This is a genomic window from Streptomyces sp. NPDC002669, assembly GCF_042889165.1.
GTDB lineage: Bacteria > Actinomycetota > Actinomycetes > Streptomycetales > Streptomycetaceae > Streptomyces.
In genome coordinates this window covers 1-19,766 of record NZ_JBIAQQ010000026.1, presented here as the reverse complement: position 1 = coordinate 19,766, position 19,766 = coordinate 1, and the positions used below count along the sequence as shown (strand labels likewise).

At 70.3% G+C, this 19,766-nt stretch carries 18 protein-coding genes and 5 tRNA genes; 9 read left to right on the top strand and 14 right to left on the bottom strand.

What is annotated here, in order from left to right; genetic code table 11:
• Positions 1-2: 2 nt before the first annotated feature.
• The 3 genes from ACFYW1_RS30290 to leuC all read right to left on the bottom strand — a co-directional run bounded on the left by ACFYW1_RS30290 (position 3) and on the right by leuC (position 2,358).
• Positions 3-230, bottom strand: a complete 228-nt coding sequence (locus tag ACFYW1_RS30290; RefSeq protein ID WP_148839522.1) for a hypothetical protein — start codon at positions 228-230, stop codon at positions 3-5.
• Between the two features lie 104 nt (positions 231-334).
• Complete coding sequence (leuD, locus tag ACFYW1_RS30285; RefSeq protein ID WP_389000185.1) at positions 335-928, bottom strand: 3-isopropylmalate dehydratase small subunit; 594 nt, start codon at positions 926-928, stop codon at positions 335-337.
• A 2-nt stretch (positions 929-930) separates the two neighbouring features.
• Positions 931-2,358 (bottom strand): 3-isopropylmalate dehydratase large subunit, encoded by a 1,428-nt coding sequence (leuC, locus tag ACFYW1_RS30280; RefSeq protein ID WP_389000182.1) that lies wholly within the window; start codon positions 2,356-2,358, stop codon positions 931-933.
• Between the two features lie 174 nt (positions 2,359-2,532).
• Between leuC and ndgR the strand changes: the two genes are divergently transcribed.
• A complete protein-coding gene (gene ndgR / locus ACFYW1_RS30275; protein ID WP_376685104.1) occupies positions 2,533-3,249 on the top strand; it encodes an IclR family transcriptional regulator NdgR in 717 nt (238 codons plus the stop codon).
• A gap of 475 nt (positions 3,250-3,724) precedes the next feature.
• Here ndgR and ACFYW1_RS30270 read toward each other — a convergent pair.
• The 9 genes from ACFYW1_RS30270 to ACFYW1_RS30230 form a co-directional block, all read right to left on the bottom strand.
• A tRNA-Glu gene (locus ACFYW1_RS30270) sits at positions 3,725-3,797 on the bottom strand.
• A 25-nt stretch (positions 3,798-3,822) separates the two neighbouring features.
• Positions 3,823-3,894, bottom strand: a tRNA-Gln gene (locus ACFYW1_RS30265).
• Positions 3,895-3,906: 12 nt separating this feature from the next.
• Positions 3,907-3,979 (bottom strand) — tRNA-Glu (locus ACFYW1_RS30260).
• Positions 3,980-4,039: 60 nt separating this feature from the next.
• Positions 4,040-4,112, bottom strand: a tRNA-Glu gene (locus tag ACFYW1_RS30255).
• Between the two features lie 25 nt (positions 4,113-4,137).
• A tRNA-Gln gene (locus tag ACFYW1_RS30250) sits at positions 4,138-4,209 on the bottom strand.
• 87 nt (positions 4,210-4,296) lie between these two features.
• Positions 4,297-5,016: an HAD family hydrolase gene (locus ACFYW1_RS30245; RefSeq protein ID WP_389000178.1), complete on the bottom strand. Its 720-nt coding sequence runs from the start codon at positions 5,014-5,016 to the stop codon at positions 4,297-4,299.
• A gap of 117 nt (positions 5,017-5,133) precedes the next feature.
• Entirely contained in the window at positions 5,134-6,606 is a 1,473-nt protein-coding gene (gltX, locus tag ACFYW1_RS30240) for a glutamate--tRNA ligase (RefSeq protein WP_389000175.1), read from the bottom strand.
• Complete coding sequence (locus ACFYW1_RS30235; RefSeq protein WP_389000172.1) at positions 6,599-7,375, bottom strand: fumarylacetoacetate hydrolase family protein; 777 nt, start codon at positions 7,373-7,375, stop codon at positions 6,599-6,601. Before ACFYW1_RS30235 ends, gltX begins: the two co-directional genes overlap by 8 nt.
• 255 nt (positions 7,376-7,630) lie before the next feature.
• Positions 7,631-7,819 carry a hypothetical protein gene (locus tag ACFYW1_RS30230; RefSeq protein ID WP_356933310.1) on the bottom strand — a complete coding sequence of 63 codons (189 nt, stop codon included), beginning with the start codon at positions 7,817-7,819 and terminating at the stop codon, positions 7,631-7,633.
• A 579-nt stretch (positions 7,820-8,398) separates the two neighbouring features.
• Here ACFYW1_RS30230 and ACFYW1_RS30225 point away from each other — a divergent pair.
• From ACFYW1_RS30225 to ACFYW1_RS30190, 8 genes are all read left to right on the top strand, one after another.
• Complete coding sequence (locus ACFYW1_RS30225; RefSeq protein ID WP_389000169.1) at positions 8,399-12,319, top strand: nitrate- and nitrite sensing domain-containing protein; 3,921 nt, start codon at positions 8,399-8,401, stop codon at positions 12,317-12,319.
• Positions 12,320-12,328: 9 nt separating this feature from the next.
• Positions 12,329-12,742 carry a roadblock/LC7 domain-containing protein gene (locus tag ACFYW1_RS30220; protein WP_006127850.1) on the top strand — a complete coding sequence of 138 codons (414 nt, stop codon included), beginning with the start codon at positions 12,329-12,331 and terminating at the stop codon, positions 12,740-12,742.
• Positions 12,743-12,872: 130 nt separating this feature from the next.
• Positions 12,873-13,280, top strand: a complete 408-nt coding sequence (locus tag ACFYW1_RS30215; RefSeq protein WP_148839506.1) for a DUF742 domain-containing protein — start codon at positions 12,873-12,875, stop codon at positions 13,278-13,280.
• Positions 13,261-13,842: an ATP/GTP-binding protein gene (locus tag ACFYW1_RS30210; RefSeq protein ID WP_072487286.1), complete on the top strand. Its 582-nt coding sequence runs from the start codon at positions 13,261-13,263 to the stop codon at positions 13,840-13,842. The genes ACFYW1_RS30215 and ACFYW1_RS30210 overlap by 20 nt, the downstream gene beginning before the upstream one ends.
• Before the next feature lie 347 nt (positions 13,843-14,189).
• Complete coding sequence (locus ACFYW1_RS30205) at positions 14,190-17,447, top strand: nitrate- and nitrite sensing domain-containing protein (RefSeq protein WP_389000165.1); 3,258 nt, start codon at positions 14,190-14,192, stop codon at positions 17,445-17,447.
• A gap of 10 nt (positions 17,448-17,457) precedes the next feature.
• The gene (locus ACFYW1_RS30200; protein ID WP_266365203.1) at positions 17,458-17,871 is read left to right on the top strand and encodes a roadblock/LC7 domain-containing protein; all 414 of its coding nucleotides are present in this window, start codon (positions 17,458-17,460) and stop codon (positions 17,869-17,871) included.
• An 89-nt stretch (positions 17,872-17,960) separates the two neighbouring features.
• Complete coding sequence (locus ACFYW1_RS30195; RefSeq protein WP_389000162.1) at positions 17,961-18,575, top strand: DUF742 domain-containing protein; 615 nt, start codon at positions 17,961-17,963, stop codon at positions 18,573-18,575.
• Positions 18,556-19,137 (top strand): ATP/GTP-binding protein, encoded by a 582-nt coding sequence (locus tag ACFYW1_RS30190; protein WP_014048542.1) that lies wholly within the window; start codon positions 18,556-18,558, stop codon positions 19,135-19,137. Before ACFYW1_RS30195 ends, ACFYW1_RS30190 begins: the two co-directional genes overlap by 20 nt.
• Before the next feature lie 180 nt (positions 19,138-19,317).
• Here ACFYW1_RS30190 and ACFYW1_RS30185 read toward each other — a convergent pair whose 3' ends face one another.
• A complete protein-coding gene (locus ACFYW1_RS30185) occupies positions 19,318-19,521 on the bottom strand; it encodes an acyl-CoA carboxylase subunit epsilon (protein WP_148839502.1) in 204 nt (67 codons plus the stop codon).
• A gap of 65 nt (positions 19,522-19,586) precedes the next feature.
• A partial coding sequence (locus tag ACFYW1_RS30180; RefSeq protein ID WP_356937001.1) for a carboxyl transferase domain-containing protein occupies positions 19,587-19,766 on the bottom strand: 180 nt, incomplete at its 5' end.

Genomic DNA, 19,766 nt, shown 5'->3' with positions numbered 1-19,766 from the left:
AGTCACTCACCTTCGGGGAATCGGCCCTCGTCGAGGTCCTTCATCAACCGGTCCAGACGCCTTGCCGCGTCCGGGAGATCGTGCTTAGCCGCGGCCGTGATGACCAACAGCTTCCGGGACAGCGCCATCCTTACGCCCTCCGGGACTTGCAGTGCGCGCACTCTTGTGTGCGCTTCCTTCAATCGGTCGGCGACTTGGCCGTAAAGCTCGAGTTGGCTGTCGCGTTCCATGCACCGATTGTGCCATCTGGGGCGAGTTGTCGCCCGACGGGGTCTCAACAAGCGACTGCGCCCCCTACCAGAAGGCAGGGGGCGCAGTCCTGGAAACGCGCTGCTCAGGCGTTAATTGTACGTGGCTTGAAGGCCGGCCTGGTCGCCTCGTAAGTCGCGATGTCCGCTTCGTTCTGAAGGGTGAGACCGATGTCATCCAGCCCGTTCAGCAGTCGCCAGCGGGCGTTCTCGTCGAGCTCGAAGTCGACGGTGATCCCCTCGGCGCGCACCTGGCGCCCCTCCAGGTCGACGGTGATCTCGGCCGTCGGGTCGGCCTCGGTCAGCTCCCAGAGCGCGTCGACGGTCTTCTGGTCGAGCACGACGGTCAACAGGCCGTTCTTCAGCGAGTTGCCGCGGAAGATGTCGGCGAAGCGGGAGGAAATCACGGCCTTGAAGCCGTAGTTCTGCAGGGCCCACACGGCGTGCTCGCGGGACGAGCCGGTGCCGAAGTCGGGGCCGGCCACCAGGACCGTGGCGCCTTTGCGCTCCGGGCGGTTGAGGACGAAGTCCCCGTCCTTGCGCCATGCCTCGAACAGGCCGTCCTCGAAGCCGTCGCGGGTGACCTTCTTCAGCCAGTGGGCGGGGATGATCTGGTCGGTGTCGACGTTGCTGCGGCGCAGCGGGACGGCCCGGCCGGTGTGCGTGGTGAAAGCTTCCATGGTTATCGGACTCCGGCGGGGGTACGGGCGTCGGACAGGTCGGCGGGCGAGGCCAGACGGCCCAGCACGGCGGTGGCGGCGGCGACCTGCGGGGAGACCAGGTGCGTACGGCCGCCCTTGCCCTGCCGGCCCTCGAAGTTGCGGTTCGAGGTGGAGGCGGAGCGCTCGCCGGGGGCCAGCTGGTCGGGGTTCATGCCGAGGCACATCGAGCAACCCGCGTGCCGCCATTCGGCGCCGGCGGCGGTGAAGACCTTGTCCAGGCCCTCCTCGACGGCCTGCAGGGCGACCCGGACCGAGCCGGGGACGACCAGCATCCGCACGCCGTCCGCGACCCTGCGGCCGTCCAGGACAGCGGCCGCGTTGCGCAGGTCCTCGATCCGGCCGTTGGTGCAGGAGCCTACGAAGACGGTGTCCACATTGATCTCGCGCAGCGGCTGGCCCGCGGTCAACCCCATGTATTCCAGGGCCTTTTCGGCGGCGTTCCGCTCCGAGGCGTCCTCGTACGAAGCGGGATCGGGGACGTTCGCCGACAGGGGCGCGCCCTGGCCGGGGTTGGTGCCCCAGGTGACGAACGGCGCCAGCTCGGTGGCGTCGATGACGACCTCGGCGTCGAAGACCGCGTCGTCGTCGGTGCGCAGCGTCTTCCAGTACGCGACGGCGGCGTCCCAGTCCTCGCCCTGCGGGGCGTGGTCGCGGCCCCTCAGGTATTCGAAGGTGGTCTCGTCCGGGGCGATCATGCCTGCCCGGGCGCCGGCCTCGATCGACATGTTGCAGATGGTCATCCGGGCCTCCATCGAGAGCTTCTCGATGGCCGGGCCGCGGTATTCGAGGATGTAGCCCTGGCCGCCGCCGGTGCCGATGCGGGCGATGATCGCGAGGATCAGGTCCTTGGCCGTGACGCCGTCGGGCAGTTCGCCGTCGACGGTGATCGCCATGGTCCTCGGGCGGGCCATCGGCAGGGTCTGGGTGGCCAGGACGTGCTCGACCTGGCTGGTGCCGATGCCGAACGCCAGCGCGCCGAAGGCGCCGTGCGTGGAGGTGTGGGAGTCGCCGCAGACCACCGTGGTGCCCGGCTGGGTCAGCCCCAGCTGCGGGCCGACCACGTGCACGACGCCCTGCTCCACGTCGCCCAGCGGGTGCAGCCGTACGCCGAACTCCGCGCAGTTCTTGCGCAGGGTCTCCAACTGGGCGCGGGAGACCGGGTCGGCGATCGGCTTGTCGATGTCGAGGGTCGGGGTGTTGTGGTCCTCGGTGGCGATGGTGAGATCGAGGCGCCGCACCGGGCGTCCGGCCTGCCGGAGGCCGTCGAAGGCCTGCGGGCTGGTCACCTCGTGCAGCAGGTGCAGATCGATGAAGAGGAGGTCGGGCTCGCCTTCGGCGCGCCGGACGACATGGTCGTCCCAGACCTTCTCCGCGAGTGTCCTACCCATCGCTTTCCCTCCGGCCGGCGTCTTCGCCGGCCCAACTAGAGATTCGGTGCGCCGCCGTCCCGACCCCGTGCGGGGCGGTGGCAGACGGGCCGTCGTGCGGCCCCTCGTACAGGTTCGCAACTTCCGCCAAAAATTGAACTTGCGTTTCACAGAGTGAGACGGGAGTATCGTCGTATGGACAACTCTAGCGGCGTCGGCGTTCTCGACAAGGCGGCTCTCGTATTGAGCGCTCTGGAGTCCGGTCCGGCCACCCTCGCCGGGCTGGTCGCGGCGACCGGGCTCGCACGGCCCACGGCCCATCGACTGGCCGTGGCACTGGAACACCACCGTCTGGTGGCGAGGGACATGCAGGGCCGTTTCATTCTCGGCCCCCGGCTGGCGGAGCTCGCGGCCGCGGCCGGCGAGGACCGTCTGCTGGCCACGGCCGGGCCGGTGCTGACCCACCTGCGCGACATCACCGGCGAGAGCGCGCAGCTCTACCGCCGGCAGGGCGACATGCGGATCTGCGTGGCGGCGGCGGAGCGGCTGTCCGGTCTGCGGGACACCGTGCCGGTCGGCTCCACGCTCACCATGAAGGCCGGTTCGTCGGCCCAGATCCTGATGGCCTGGGAGGAGCCGGAGCGCCTGCACCGCGGTCTCCAGGGTGCCCGGTTCACGGCGACGGCCCTCTCGGGCGTACGGCGCAGGGGCTGGGCCCAGTCGATCGGCGAGCGCGAACCGGGCGTCGCCTCGGTCTCGGCCCCGGTGCGCGGTCCCTCGAACCGGGTGGTCGCCGCCGTCTCGGTCTCGGGACCGATCGAGCGGCTGACCCGGCACCCGGGCCGGATGCACGCCCAGGCGGTCATCGATTCGGCGGCCAGGCTCAGCGAGGCCCTGCGTCGCAACGGCTGACGCGTTCGACAACTTCCCGGCCGCCCCAGCGTCGTGGCGGCCCCGTCAGAACCTCACCCCGCGGACGAGCGGTGCGCGAGACGGTCCGCCGCCCGGCGGCCGACAGCACCCCGACGGCCCCGGCCGGTCCGTGGACCGGCACGACTGCGCAGATCGCGTCGTACCCGCCCCGGGCGCCATGTACGCGTGGTGGCCAAGGAGGCCGTCGAGCGGCTCCTGGAGCGCTTCGGCCGGCGACGGCACCGGAGACCGGCGCCCCGTCCCCCACCCACCGCGCGCCGATCCGCCTCGGCCGCCCCTGCGACGTCGAGCACCTGGCCGAGCAGGCCCGGCCGACACATCAAGTCGCCGCCCGGAACCCGGACATGATGAAGACGTGCCCCTCCGAGGAGGGGCCGGTGCGGCGGTACGGGCTCCGAGAACGAGCGGAAGGGCCCTTCACCGAGGTGAAGGGCCCTTCCGTTTCCTGCTGTTGTACCCCCGACCGGATTCGAACCGGCGCTACTGCCGTGAGAGGGCAGCGTGCTAGGCCGCTACACAACGGGGGCTTGTTACTGCTGTTGCATTTCTGCGCTGGGCTACCAGGACTCGAACCTAGAATGACGGTACCAGAAACCGTAGTGTTGCCAATTACACCATAGCCCATGGTGTTACAAGTACCCCCGACCGGATTCGAACCGGCGCTACTGCCGTGAGAGGGCAGCGTGCTAGGCCGCTACACAACGGGGGCCCTAGCGATCCTGCATCGAGACCGTGGGAGCGACCCAGGTGATCTCGCGGGAAGGATCTGTACCCCCGACCGGATTCGAACCGGCGCTACTGCCGTGAGAGGGCAGCGTGCTAGGCCGCTACACAACGGGGGCTTGTTACTGCTGTTGCATTTCTGCGCTGGGCTACCAGGACTCGAACCTAGAATGACGGTACCAGAAACCGTAGTGTTGCCAATTACACCATAGCCCACCAAAACTCAACCCCCGGAAGGGATTTTGTTCGGCGTGCGCTTCCCGTTCGGTTCTTCCGTTCCTCTCGGGCGGCGCAGGAAGAACATTACCCGAAGGTGTCCGGCGCTCCAAAACGGGTATCGGCGAGCAGCAACCCGGGCAGCTGGTCGAGCCCCTCGATGCGGAGGAGTTCGGGCCGCCCGCCCCGCTCCTTCCGGTCCAGCCAGATCCCCTTCAGCCCGGCGGCGATCGCCCCCGCGGCGTCGATGTCGGGCTCGTCCCCCACGTACGCGACCTCCCCCGGCTCCAGGGCCATCGCCTCGCAGGCGGCGTGGAAGGCCCCGGCCTCGGGCTTGGAGACGCCCAGCTCCACGGCGCACACCACGGCCTCGAACCGGTCCCGCACCCCGAGCGTGCGCAGCTTCCGGTCCTGGTTGTGGATGCTGGAGTTCGTCAGGATCGCGTGCCGGAACCCGCCGGCCAGTTCGTCCAGGACGGGCAGCACGTCCGGGAAGAGCCGCCAGGCGGCCTCGTAGTGGGTGGCGTGCCGGCCGAACCAGCTGTCGGCCTCCTCGTCCGACAGCGGCCGCGCGAGGAACTCCCGCACCCGGTCCCGGCGCTGCCCCTGGAAATCGGTCTCCCCGGCCGCGAACCGCGCCCAGTGCGCCTCGGTGAGCTTCCGCCATACGGCGAGGGCCCGCCCGACGGACTCGTGCCCCTCGGGCAGGCCCTCCTGTTCGAGGTGTTCGCGCATTCCGGCATGGTCGGCACCGGTGTGGTCGAAGATCGTGTCGTCGATGTCCCAGAGGACCGCGCGGATGGTCATGCGGCCCAGCGTATGAGCCCGTCCCCCGGACGAGGAGGGCGCGCAAACGGCGGGAGGGGGCGGACGGCCAGTACGGCCGTCCGCCCCCTCCCGCGGGCGCGTTCCGGTGCTCCGAGGTTACGCGGTGAGCTTCGCCAGGGCCGCGTCGACGCGGGCCAGGGTCCTCTCGCGGCCCAGGATCTCCAGGGACTCGAAGAGCGGCAGGCCGATCGTGCGGCCGGTGACCGCGACGCGGACCGGAGCCTGGGCCTTGCCGAGCTTGAGGCCGTGCTCCTCGCCCGCCGCGAGGATGGCGTTCTTCAGGGCCTCGGCGTTCCACTCGGCGTCGGCCAGCTTGGCGCGGGCCGTGGTGAGCAGGGCGTCGGAGCCCTCCTTCATCGCCTTGTTCCAGGACGCCTCGTCCGTCGCCGGCTCGTCGAGGAAGAGGAAGTCGACGTTGGCCGTGATGTCCGAGAGGACCGTGACGCGGGTCTGGGCGTGCGGGGCGATCTCCGCGAACTGCGCCGCGTCGAAGGACTCCGGGGCCCACGGGGCGAACGGGGCCTTCAGCCAGGGGCCGCACGCCTCGGTGAACGCCTTCACGTCCATCCGGCGGATGTGCTCGGCGTTGACGTGCTCGCACTTCTTCAGGTCGAAGCGCGCCGGGTTGGCGTTGACGTCCTTGATGTCGAACGCGGCCACCATCTCGTCGATGGAGAAGATGTCCCGGTCCTCGGCGATGGACCAGCCCAGCAGGGAGAGGTAGTTGAGCAGCCCCTCGGGCACGAAGCCGCGCTCGCGGTAGAGGTTGAGCGAGGCCTGCGGGTCGCGCTTGGAGAGCTTCTTGTTGCCCTCGCCCATGACGTACGGCAGGTGGCCGAAGGCGGGGGTGTCCTTGGCGATGCCCAGCTCGATGAGCGCCTTGTAGAGGGCGATCTGGCGCGGGGTGGAGGAGAGCAGGTCCTCGCCGCGCAGGACGTGCGTGATCTCCATCAGCGCGTCGTCGACCGGGTTGACCAGCGTGTAGAGCGGGGCGCCGTTGGCACGGACGATGCCGTAGTCCGGGACGTTCTCCGGCTGGAAGGTCAGCTCGCCGCGGACCAGGTCGGTGAAGGTGATCGACTCGTCGGGCATCCGGAAGCGGACGATGGAGGTGCGGCCCTCGGCCTCGTACGCGGCGACCTGCTCGGCGCTCAGCTCGCGGCAGTGGCCGTCGTAGCCGGAGGGCCTCCCGGCGGCGCGGGCGGCGTCGCGGCGGGTGTCGAGCTCCTCGGTGGTGCAGTAGCAGTGGTACGCGTACCCGCCGGCCAGGAGCTTGTCGGCGACGTCCTTGTAGATGTCCATGCGCTGCGACTGGCGGTACGGGGCGTGCGGGCCGCCGATCTCGGGGCCCTCGTCCCAGTCGAAGCCGAGCCAGCGCATGGAGTCCAGGAGCTGCTCGTAGGACTCCTCGGAGTCACGGGCCGCGTCCGTGTCCTCGATGCGGAAGACCAGGGTGCCGCCGTGGTGCCGGGCGAAGGCCCAGTTGAACAGGGCGGTGCGGACCAGGCCCACGTGGGGGTTGCCGGTCGGCGAGGGACAGAAACGGACGCGTACGGGTGCGTTAGCCACGCTTGATCACCTTGTTGGTGAGAGTGCCGATGCCTTCGATGGTGACGGCGACCTCGTCGCCGACGTGGAGGGGTCCGACCCCTGCGGGAGTGCCGGTGAGGATCACGTCGCCCGGGAGCAGCGTCATGGCTTCCGTGATGTGGACGACCAGGTCCTCGACCGAGCGGATCATCTCGCTCGTGCGGCCCAGTTGGCGTTGCTCGCCGTTGACCGTCGCCTGAATGGTCAGGTCGCCGGGGTCGAGGTCGGTCTCCACCCAGGGGCCGAGCGGGCAGGACGTGTCGAAGCCCTTGGCGCGGGCCCACTGCTTCTCCCGCTTCTGGGCGTCGCGGGCGGTGACGTCGTTGGCGCAGGTGTAGCCGAAGATGACGTCCTTCACGCGCTCGCGCGGAACTTCCCGGCACATGCGGCCGATGACCACGGCCAGTTCGGCCTCGTGGTGGAGTTCGTTGGAGAAGGAGGGGTACTCGATGGCGTCGCCGGAGCCGATCACCGAGGTGGTGGGCTTGAAGAAGGCGACGGGGACGTCCGGTACCTCGTTGCCCAGCTCCTTGGCGTGCTCCGCGTAGTTGCGGCCGATGGCCACGACCTTGTTGGGGAGCACGGGCGGCAGGAGGCGGACCTTGCTCAGCGGGACCTTGGTGCCGGAGAGCTCGAACTCGGCGTACGGGATGCCCTTGATGATGTCGAGGACGAGACCGTCGGGCCCGTCGCCCTCCACGGCGCCGAAGGCGACATTGCCGTCGATGGAGAACCTGGCGATGCGCACGGGATGCTGTCGCCCCTCACTTGCTGGCTGGCTGAAGACTGACACTTCAGGCTATCGCCTCGCCCGGCGGAGTCCGCCCGGTGGCGGGCGCCGCCCGGCGCGTACGGGCGCAGGCCACGAGGGACCCCGGGGCGGACGCACGGGGCCGGTGCGGGGCGGCGCCGCGGGTACGGGGCGCCGGGAGGGCCGGACGGCGCGGGCGCGGGTCGCCGGGAAGTAGGGCCCGCGCGCCCGGGGCCGGTCGGGCCGGTCGGCCTATTCCGGGGCCGCGACGGGGGCCGGGGCCTCCATGAGGATGGTGCGGCGGGGATTGGCCGTCTGGTTCGGCAGGTCGACGGCGTGCTCCCGCAGTTCCGGCGCTCCCAGGCCCTCGGCGTCCTTGAGGTGCGCCAGCGTGGTGCGGCGGGGGTTGGCAATGTTGCGGAACATCGTCGTCTTCTTCATCTGCCGTTCGGACCCTGTCGGTACGGGCGCCGCCCGGAGGGGCGCCGGTTGTCGGATTTGCCATCCCTGTAAAGCGTCAGGCTAAACATCCAATTCCCTCCGGGAGCCCGGAAGAGACGGCGATCATCATGTGAGTTTGCTCACGACCGTTCCGAAAAATGCCCCATTCCGGGCACTGAATCGCCACGCTCGAAACGGACATTACGGCACTGAATGATCCATTCCGCTCCTGATCATGCCGACTGGGACACCTGTCACCACTCGCCTTTCTGTCCGTAATCGACACATTCATCCATGATCACTCTCCACTGCTCGTTACTCATTCATCACAATGTGTCACCCAGGTCCCAGGCAGGCAGGGGGCCCTTGTTGGAGATCCGGCACTGTGCTGGAATTCCACGCACCGCCGCAGGTTTCAAACCGGCGCGCAGGGGGCGCAACACAGCGCCGAGTGACGGCGGAAAGGGGAAGGACGCCGGCCACTCATGACCACCATGGGGCGGGTACGACGCTCCACGACGCCGACACCGTTCCACCGCCTCGTGCGACGGAACGCCTGGTCCAGAGGTTGCGACGCTAGTGCAGGGACGTTTCAAGAGGGATGGCAGCGCTGCGGCGGAGCAGGAGCCGCACGGCGGGACCGACCGCGGCTCCTCGCCCCAGCACGCCCAGAACCCCGGACCGGCCGCGGCCGGTGACAGCGGCGACCGCGCCCAGAACCCCGGTGCCACGGCCGAGGGCGGTGCCGACGCCGCCCCCTCGTCCAAGTCCCAGGGTTCCGCCGGCAGCGGCTCGCGCATGGCCCTTCGCAACTGGCGCATCAGCACCCGTCTGGTCTCCCTGCTCGCCCTTCCCGTGGTCGCCGCGACCACGCTCGGCGGTCTGCGGATCAACGACTCGATGAACGACATCCAGCAGCTGGACCACATGCAGCTGCTGACGAAGATGACCAAGCAGGCGACCTCGCTCGCCCAGGCGCTCCAGGAGGAGCGCGACCGTTCGGCCGGTCCGCTGGCCAACGGCGTGAAGGCCGACGACTTCAAGGTCACCGACCCCCGCAAGAAGACCGACCGGGCCAAGACCGCCTTCCTCGACGCGACGACCTCGATCGGCGACCCCTCCGGTGACGACGCCCTGGAGGGCATCTACGCCAGCGTCAACCAGATCGCGGGCCAGCTGGCCGAGATCCGGGAGATCCGCAAGACGGCCTACGTCAAGGGCGCCCCGAGCCTCTCGACCGTCGACAAGTACAGCCAGCTGATCTCCTCGCTGCTGAGCCTCTCGCAGGACATGGCGCAGGCGACCAGCAACTCCGAGATGATCAAGCGGACCCGGGCGCTGGCGGCCTTCTCCTCCGCCAAGGAGTACGCCTCCGTCCAGCGGGCGATCATCGCCGCGGCACTGCCCGGCGGCAACGACAAGCAGCCGCACCTCGACCCGAACGACCGGCAGTTCGGCGAGTCCGCGCAGGGCAAGGAGGCCGCGGCGCTCCGCTCCTTCAAGGCGGTGTACGGCGCGACCGGCAACAACGCCGAGGAACTGACCTCCACGCTGGACGAGGGCAACCCGGAGATCAAGGCGGCCAACGCCTACGCCAGGAAGGTGCTGGCCAGCCCCACCGGCATGGAAGGCACGGCCCGGCGCTCCTACCTGGACTGGTACGACCAGAGCTCGACCAAGATCCAGGCGATGAAGACCATCGAGGAGACCCTCCTCAGCGACATGGAGGGCAAGGCCCGCGAGCTCCGCGACGAGTCGAAGCGCGAAGCGATCATCAGCGGTGCGCTCATCCTGCTCGTGCTCGGCGTCTCGCTGGTCGGTGCCTTCGTCGTCGCCCGGTCGATGATCCGCTCGCTGCGGCGGCTCCAGGACACGGCCACCCGCGTCGCCCAGGACCGGCTGCCCGAGCTCGTCAAGCAGCTCTCCGAGGCCGACCCGCAGGACGTGGACACCTCGGTCGAGTCGGTCGGTGTGCACTCCCGGGACGAGATCGGCAAGGTGGCCGCGGCCTTCGACGACGTGCACCGCGAGGCCGTCCGCCTCGCCGCCGAGCAGGCCCTGCTCCGGGGCAACGTCAACGCGATGTTCACCAACCTCTCGCGCCGCAGCCAGGGCCTCATCCAGCGCCAGCTCTCGCTCATCTCCGAACTGGAGTCGCGCGAGGCCGACCCGGACCAGCTCTCCTCGCTGTTCAAGCTCGACCACCTCGCGACCCGTATGCGCCGGAACGGCGAGAACCTCCTCGTCCTCGCGGGCGAGGAGCCGGGCCGCCGGTGGACCCGTCCCGTCCCGCTGGTCGACGTGCTCCGTGCCGCCGCCTCCGAGGTGGAGCAGTACGAGCGCATCGAACTGGCGGCGGTGCCCGCGACCGAGGTCGCCGGCCGCGTCGTCAACGACCTCGTGCACCTGCTCGCCGAGCTGCTGGAGAACGCCACGTCGTTCTCCTCGCCGCAGACCAAGGTCCGGGTCACCGGTCACGCGCTGCCCGACGGGCGGGTGCTCGTCGAGATCCACGACACCGGCATCGGCCTCTCCCCCGAGGACCTCGCCGCGATCAACGAGCGGCTCGCCTCGCCGCCCACCGTGGACGTCTCGGTCTCCCGCCGCATGGGTCTGTTCGTGGTCGGCCGGCTGTCCCTGCGTCACGGCATCCGGATCCAGCTGCGGCCCTCCGACTCCGGTGGTACGACCGCGCTGGTCATGCTGCCGGTCGACGTCGCGCACGGCGGCAAGCAGCCGCTTCCCAAGCAGGGCCCCGGGCAGCAGCCCGGCGCTCCCGCCGGCCTGCTCGGCGGTGGCGGCCCGGGTGCGAACGCCGGTTCGCGCCCCGGCATCGGCGGCGCCCCCTCGGGGCCGGGTGCCTCGCGCGGTCAGGTCGGTGCGGGCTCCACGCCGCGTGCCGCGCTGCCCTCGCGCGACGTCGGCGGCCAGCAGGGTCGACAGGCCCCCGGCACGGGTCCGCAGGACGTCTTCCGGCAGGAGCAGCCGCAGCGTCAGGGCGGCGGCGGGCTCGCCGGTGCCTTCGGCGGCGCCAGGGCCGGTGGCCGCGGCCAGGGCGACGGCGCGGGTCTCGCGGAGTCGGGCCGTCCCGACCTGTTCGGCCAGAACCGCCAGAACCAGGACCGGCAGGGTCCGGGGCGCCAGGACCGCAACGCCCCCGCCCCGTGGCAGCAGCCGCAGCAGCCCCGGCCCCAGCAGGCCCCGGCCGGTCAGGGCGGTTTCCAGCGCCCCGGTGGCCAGGACGAGCCCGGTCTCCGGCTGCCCCCGGCCGGCGGTCCGCGCGCCGAGCTGCCCGGTGGCAACCCCGCCCCGCAGCGCCCGCAGACCACCAGTTGGGGCGCCGAGGAGCCGTCCGGTTCGCGTCCAGGCCGACCGGATGCCCCGCGCGGTCACGAGGAGCCCGAGTCCACCGGCCAGTTCCAGCGGCCGATGAACCCGCCGCTGCCCTCGCGGCCGACCATGGACGACCGGGAGGGCCCCGGTTCCACCGCCGAGTTCGCCCGCCCGGACTTCTCGGCCCCGGCCCCGCAGGACCCGACGAGCACCGGACAGTTCGCCCGCCCGGACTTCTCCGCGCAGGACCCGACGGGCACCGGACAGTTCGCCCGCCCCGACTTCGCGGCCCAGAACCCGCAGGACCCGGCGAGCACCGCGCAGTTCGCCCGCCCGGACTTCTCGGCCCCGGCCCCGCAGGACCCGACGGGCACCGGACAGTTCGCCCGCCCCGACTTCGCGGCCCAGAACCCGCAGGACCCGACGGGCACCGGACAGTTCGCCCGCCCGGACTTCTCGGCCCCGGCCCCGCAGGACCCGACGAGCACCGGACAGTTCGCCCGCCCCGACTACGGACAGCCCCAGCCCGCCCAGCCTCAGGGCCTGGACGCCCCGCTGCGGCGCGGTCCGGAGGGCGAGCCGGACTTCGGCGCCCCGCGCCCGGCGGCGGACGACGCGCAGTACCGTCCGGTCCTGCCGCCGCAGCCGCAGGCCGAGGCGCTGCCTCCGGCGGCCGGTCCCGGGGACGGTCGTACGCCGCTGTACGACACCCTGGAGACCAACTGGTTCCACAGCCCGCAGCAGGCTCCCGAGCCGCAGCAGGCCCCCGAACCGCAGGCGTCCGGGTCCCTCCCGCAGCGGCCGGCCCCGGAGCGGTCCGCTCCCGAGGCCCCGCGCTCCGGCGCGGAGGACACCGGGGCCACGCCCGCCTGGCGTCCCTCGCCGAACGACGAACTCGTGCGGCAGGCGGAGCGGGTCAAGAAGCCCGCGGCAGGCGGAGTGACCACCTCCGGACTTCCGCGCCGGGTGCCCCGCGCCAACCTGGTGCCGGGTACCGCCCAGCAGCAGAACCACCAGTCCGGCCCCCAGGTCTCACGCGCGCCCGACGACGTGCGCGGGCGGTTGACCAATCTCCGCCGGGGCATCCAGCAGGGTCGACAGGCCAACAACAACAACCAGTCGACCGGCAGTTTCCCACTCGGCCCCACTCACCAGCAGGAGCGTTAGTTGAGCCCGATGAGTCAGGCCGCGCAGAATCTGAACTGGCTGATCACCAACTTCGTGGACAACACCCCCGGGGTGTCCCACACGGTGGTGGTCTCCGCCGACGGACTCCTGCTGGCCATGTCCGAAGGATTTCCCCGCGACCGCGCCGACCAGCTGGCGGCCGTCGCCTCCGGCCTGACCTCGCTGACCGCGGGCGCCTCCCGCATCTTCGAGGGCGGCGCCGTCAGTCAGACCGTGGTGGAGATGGAGCGCGGCTTCCTCTTCCTCATGTCCATCTCGGACGGCTCCTCACTGGCCGTCCTCGCCCACCCGGACGCCGACATCGGCCTGGTCGGGTACGAGATGGCCCTGCTGGTCGACCGCGCGGGCACCGTCCTGACCCCCGACCTCCGCGCCGAGCTCCAGGGCAGCCTGCTCCATTAGGCGGCCCCGGACCGATGACAGATTCGATCGACCCAGCCCATGCCCTCATCCCTCGCCCGTCCGGCCGCTTAGAGCCCCCTACCGGCCCCTTCAGACGGCAAGACGAACTGCTGTCACGCCCGGAGGATTCATGACCCCGCCACCCGCCTCACCCGACCCGTACGGCGCGCTGAACCACGCGTCGTACGACGGTGAAGGCGACCAGCCACTGGTCCGCCCGTACGCCATGACCGGTGGCCGGACCCGGCCGCGTTACCAGCTCGCCATAGAGGCGCTGGTATCCACCACGGCCGACCCCGCGCACCTGGGGACGCTGCTTCCCGAGCACCAGCGGATCTGCCACCTCTGCCGTGAGGTCAAGTCGGTGGCCGAGGTCTCGGCCCTGCTGTCGATGCCGCTCGGGGTGGCCCGGATCCTCGTCGCGGACCTGGCGGAAGCCGGCATGGTGGCCATTCACCAGCCGGGCAACGGAGAGGCCGGCGGCGCGCCGGACGTGACACTGCTCGAAAGGGTGCTCAGTGGACTTCGCAAGCTCTAGCGGCGGTGCGGCCCGTGCCACCACCTCGGCGAAGATCGTGGTGGCCGGGGGCTTCGGCGTGGGCAAGACCACGTTCGTCGGTGCCGTCTCGGAGATCAACCCGTTGCGCACCGAGGCCGTGATGACGTCCGCTTCCGCGGGCATCGACGACCTGACGCACACCGGCGGCAAGACGACGACGACCGTCGCGATGGACTTCGGTCGCATCACCCTGGACCAGGACCTGATCCTGTACCTCTTCGGTACGCCCGGACAGGACCGCTTCTGGTTCATGTGGGACGACCTGGTCCGCGGCGCCATCGGCGCCGTCGTCCTCGTCGACACCCGCCGTCTCGCCGACTGCTTCCCCGCCGTCGACTACTTCGAGAACAGCGGGCTCCCCTTCGTCATCGCCCTCAACGGCTTCGACGGACACCAGCCCTACACCCCCGACGAGGTCCGCGAGGCACTCCAGATCGGCCCCGACACGCCGATCATCACGACGGACGCGCGGCACCGCGCGGACGCCAAGAGCGGTCTGATCACGCTCGTGGAGCACGCCCTCATGGCACGACTCAAGTAGGCGCAAGTCGGTATTTCCGTACGGTAGTTGCCGTAGTCAAACGGGGGTGGACTGTGTCCTTTGACACGATCCGCCCCCGTATTCATAACGTTTCGACAGAGAATTGCTCCGCGTTCGACACCGGACGCATCCGAGTGGTGTCGCTGCGCTCACATGAGCCCCGCCTTTTGACGGGGCTCGTTGTTTATGTCCGTTTTATCTGAGGTCTGCGCCACTCGGAATGACAGCTTCCGACTGTTTGGAACGCAACCGGTCCCCGTGCTGGAATTCGTCGAACTCCGGAGTAGTACGACCCTGAACGAAACACGGCACAGCGTAGGTGCCGACGCCGAGAGGTTGTTGGTCGAGTGAGGCGAAGCAACGAGGGCGCCACGGCGCAGCAGGAGCGGGGCAATTTCACTCCGCCGACGCCTGCCGCGCCGCCGTCCGCCGGTGCGACGATGCCCGGCGGCAGCACCAGCCGTCTGGCGCCCCGCAACTGGCGGGTGCCCACCCGGCTGAACGCCATTCTCCTGATCCCGGTCGTGGTCGGCCTGGTCATGGGCGGTTTCCAGGTGAAGGGGTCGATCGACACCTGGCGCGAGGCCGAGGACGCCGAAAAGACCGCACTGGTCGTGCGCGCCGCCGCCGAGTACGGCCAGGCGCTGCTCGACGAGCGCGACCTCTCCGCCCAGCCGTTGCTGTCGAACAAGCGTGACGCCGCCGTCGTCTCCCGGGTCCGAGCCACCACGGACAGCGCTGCCGGCAAGTTCGACGAGGCCGTCAAGGGCATGCCGAGGACGGAGGGCCTGGAGCGACGGCTGAGGCTCTTCCGACTGGAGGAGCCCACCCTTCCCGAGCTGCGCAAGGCCGCCTTCGCCGAGGCCATGGACCCGGTGAAGACGGAGGAGGGCTACGTCAAGGTCCAGCACTCGCTGATGGAGTTCAGCAACGAGCTGGGGCTGGGCACCGGCAACATCACCAGCTATGGCCGCTCGGTCTACGCGCTGGAGCTCGCCAAGGCTGCAGAATCGCTTCAGCGCTCCATCGGCATGCACCTTCTGGTGCGGCCGAGCCAGAAGAGCGCCATATTCGACGCCCAGGTCAAGGCCTTCGGTTCGTACAACTATCTGGAGGAGGTCGCCCTCGGCGAGTTCACCTCCGGCGCCAAGGAGGAGGACGCCTCCCGGCTGAAGCAGGTGCTGTCCGCCAAGGCCGACGAGGGCAACGCGAAGCTGAAGAAGGCCAAGGAGCAGGCCGACGCCACCGGCGTGCCGTTCGTGGCCCCGCCCAGCATCGACGGTTCCGTCTTCGACGGCATGGCCGAGCAGATCTCCCAGGGCAAGTCGCCCCAGAAGCTGGCCGAGAAGGGCATCACGCCGGAGACCTGGATGGCCGCCGCCACGGCCAAGTTCGACGGCTACGCCACGGTCGAGAACGAGCTCGTCGACAAGGCCGTGACCGAGGCTGCGGAGATCTCCTCCGAGGCCAGGACCGACGCCTTCGTGAACGCCGCCGTCGTGCTCGTCTCCCTGCTGGCCGCCTTCGTCCTGGCCGGCCTCATGGCCCGGCAGATGAGCCGCTCGATGCGCCGGCTGCGCACCGCCGCCTTCGGCATCGCCGAGCAGCGGCTGCCGGCCCTGGTCGACCAGCTCTCCCGGACCGACCCCGGCCGGGTGGACACCCGTGTCCAGCCGATCCCGATCGACAGCCACGACGAGATCGGCGAGGTCGCCCGCGCCTTCGACCAGGTGCACCGCGAGGCCGTCCGGCTCGCCGCCGAGCAGGCCATGCTGCGGGGCAACGTCAACGCGATCTTCACCAACCTCTCGCGCCGCAACCAGTCGCTGATCGAGGGCCAGCTGACCCTCATCACCGACCTGGAGAACAACGAGGCCGACCCGGACCAGCTGGAGAACCTCTTCCGCCTGGACCACCTGGCCACCCGCATGCGCCGCAACGGCGAGAACCTCCTGGTCCTCGCCGGCGAGGAGCCGGGGCGCCGCTGGAACCAGCCGGTCCCGCTGGTCGACGTGTTGCGGGCCGCCTCGTCCGAGGTGGAGTCGTACGAGCGCATCGAACTCTCCGGGGTGCCGGAGACCGAGATCCACGGCCAGTCCGTCACCGACCTCGTGCACCTGCTGGCCGAGCTGCTGGAGAACGCCACCACCTTCTCCTCGCCGCAGACCAAGGTCCGGGTCACCGCGACCCGGCTGCCCGACAGCCGCGTGATGATCGAGATCCACGACAAGGGCATCGGTCTCACCGGCGAGGACTTCGCCGACATCAACCACAAGCTGGCCAACCCGCCGACCGTGGACGCCGCGGTGTCCCAGCGGATGGGTCTGTTCGTGGTCGGCCGGCTCGCCGACCGGCACGGCATCCGGGTCCAGCTGCGCCCCTCGGGCGAGCAGGCCGGGACCACGTCGCTGGTCATGCTGCCGGACGCCATCACCCACGGCGGCGGCGGCGAGCCGGACCCCGCGTCGGACGACTTCACGGTCTCCTCGATCATTCCGGAGCAGCAGGGCTTCGAGCAGCAGCCCCAGGCCGGGATGCGTACGGCGGCGGAGCTCGGCTTCGACGACTCGCGCTACGAGCAGCACCCGGGAGGAACGGCGCAGCTGGACCCGGTGGGCCGTTCCCTGATGCGCGAGGAGCGCCGGGCGGCGCTGGGGGCGCAGACGGCCGGCGAGCACCCGCAGTTCCCGCAGGGGCAGTACGCCGAGGGCCAGTACCCGGCGAACGGCTACGCCCAGGAGCCCCGGCAGGAGCCGTACGAGCCGGAGCAACGGTACGAGCCGGAGCAACGGTACGAGCAGCAGGACCAGTACGGTCGGGCTCCGCAGCAGGACCAGTACGGCCGGCCCCGGCAGCAGGACCAGTACGAGCAGGCTCCGTACGAGGGCGGCTACGACCCCTACCGCGGTGACGCGGGCTTCGCCGAGCAGCCCGGTCAGGGCCTGTCCGACGGCCATACGGAAGCCGCATATGCCGCTGGCGAAACTGCCCAGCCGACCCACGGGGAACAGTTCGCTCCTCCGTCCCATCAGGAGGACTGGTCGAACCAGGGCGCCCACCAGGGCCCGTACGACCCGTCGGCCCAGGTGGAAACGGAATCTGCGCCGAGCCTCCCCGCCAAGTCGCCGCAGAGCGTAGGCTTCGACCGTCCGGGGCCCACCCCGAACTCCGGCCACGAGCTGACCGACGCCGGTCTGCCGCGCCGGGGCGGTCAGCAGCACTGGCAGCCCACCGGTCGCGGCAACAGCCGGCCCGCCGCGCAGCAGCAGCCGCGACAGCAGGAGGAACTGCCGTCGCAGCCGTCGCCCGCGCAGCAGAACGGTGACGGTGCCGACGACTGGCGCTCCGCGAACGACGAGCGCTGGGAGCGGGCCGAGAAGCTCCGGGATCCGAAGGCGGGCGGGGTCACCCCGTCCGGTCTTCCCCGGCGGGTGCCCAAGGCCAATCTGGTCGAGGGCACGGCCGAGCAGACCCAACAGGGCGGCCCCCAGGTTTCCCGCGCCCCCGAGGACGTCCGCGGCAGGTTGAGCAACCTGCGGCGGGGAGTGCTCCGGGGACGCAGCGCGGGTTCGGACGACAGTAATACCTACGACCAGGAGCGTTAGTGTGAGCCCGATGAGCCAGGCGGCGCAGAATCTGAACTGGTTGATCACCAACTTCGTGGACAACACCCCCGGGGTGTCCCACACGGTGGTGGTCTCCGCCGACGGACTCCTGCTGGCCATGTCCGAGGGATTCCCCCGCGACCGCGCCGACCAGCTGGCGGCCGTCGCCTCCGGCCTGACCTCGCTGACTGCGGGCGCCTCCCGCATCTTCGAGGGCGGCGCCGTGAATCAGACGGTGGTGGAGATGGAGCGGGGATTCCTCTTCATCATGTCCATCTCCGACGGTTCCTCGCTGGCCGTCCTCGCCCACCCGGACGCCGACATCGGCCTGGTCGGGTACGAAATGGCCCTTCTTGTCGACCGGGCGGGCAACGTCCTGACCCCCGACCTCCGCGCCGAACTTCAAGGAAGTCTTCTTAACTAATAGACAGACAGTGCGTTTCGCGCCACCGCGCCATAAAGTGCGGTGGCGCGGACCCACTGGGATCGGGACCGGCAGGCGGAGGAGGAATCGTGACAACACCCCCAGGCGGACACCGGTATGACGGTGGCCGGAACGTATCGGGTGAGCACGGGGACAACCGGTTCAATTTCCCCTCCGCACCCAGCAGACAGGGCGCCCAGCAGCCCTACCGGCAGCCGCAGCAGCCCCAGCAGCAGCCGCAGGGCACCCAGCAGGCCCCCGGGTGGCCCTCGCAGCGCCCCCACCGCTACGACGCGCCCCAGGCCCCCCGTATTCAGCCCGTGCAGCCGCGGCAGGCACCCGAACCGGCCACGCCCGCCGCGCACAATCCTCTGGTCCGTCCGTACGCCATGACAGGTGGCCGGACCCGACCGCGCTACCAACTCGCCATTGAGGCGTTGGTCAGTACCACGGCTGATCCGTCCCGGCTGCAAGGGCAGTTGCCCGAGCACCAGCGGATCTGCCGGCTGTGCTTCGAGATCAAGTCGGTCGCCGAGATTTCGGCACTGCTCTCGATCCCGCTCGGCGTTGCCCGGATCCTCGTAGCCGACCTGGCCGAGGCCGGACTCGTCGCTATCCATCAGCCCGGCGGCAACGAGTCCGCCGGCGGCCAGCCAGATGTGACACTGCTCGAAAGGGTGCTCAGTGGACTTCGCAAGCTCTAGCGGCGGAGCGGCCCGCTCCACTACCTCGGCGAAGATCGTGGTGGCAGGGGGCTTCGGCGTGGGTAAGACCACGTTCGTCGGTGCCGTCTCGGAGATCAATCCGCTGCGTACCGAAGCCGTGATGACGTCCGCTTCCGCGGGCATCGACGACCTGACGCACACCGGGGACAAGACCACCACCACGGTGGCGATGGACTTCGGTCGCATCACCCTGGACCAGGACCTGATCCTGTACCTCTTCGGTACGCCCGGACAGGACCGCTTCTGGTTCATGTGGGACGACCTGGTCCGCGGCGCCATCGGCGCCGTCGTCCTCGTCGACACCCGCCGTCTCGCCGACTGCTTCCCCGCCGTCGACTACTTCGAGAACAGCGGGCTCCCCTTCGTCATCGCCCTCAACGGCTTCGACGGACACCAGCCCTACACCCCCGACGAGGTCCGCGAGGCACTCCAGATCGGCCCCGACACGCCGATCCTGACGACGGACGCGCGGCACCGCGCGGACGCCAAGAGTGCGCTGATCACGCTCGTGGAGCACGCCCTCATGGCGCGCCTCCGCTAGCCGGTCGGCAGGACCTCCCCAAGCCGTCCCCGGTCCGGGGCGGGCCCGCTCCCGTGCCCGCCCCGGACCGGGGACGGATCCGTTCCGGGGACGTTTCGCGCAACGTTCCGGGGACCGCGCGCACGCGTGAGGCCCCGCACTCCTCGGGGAGTGCGGGGCCTCACGCGTGGAAGCGTCCTGTCAGCCCTGCCAGGAGTGCGGGGCGCGGAAGCCCGGCGTGCGCTCCAGACGGCGCCATCCGGCGGTGCTGCGGCCCCGGTGGGCGGGGGCGGCGGCGGGCTGGGCGGCTGCGCGGGCGAGCAGGACCGCGGTTATCGCGGCCAGCTCCTCGGGGTCGGCAAGACCCTTCTCGACTCGCAGCACGGACTCGGCAGCAGTGCTCATGGGTGGTTTCTCCGTCTTCTCGGCAGGTCTTCGCGGGCTCGGCAGCGGTGCTGCGTGCTCTGCGACTACTGCGGGGGGTTGCCGTGCTTGCGGGACGGCAGGTCGGCGTGCTTGTTGCGGAGCATGGCGAGTGAGGCGATGAGGACCTCGCGGGTCTCGGCGGGGTCGATGACGTCGTCGACCAGTCCGCGCTCGGCCGCGTAGTACGGGTGCATCAGCTCGGCCTTGTACTCCTTGACCATGCG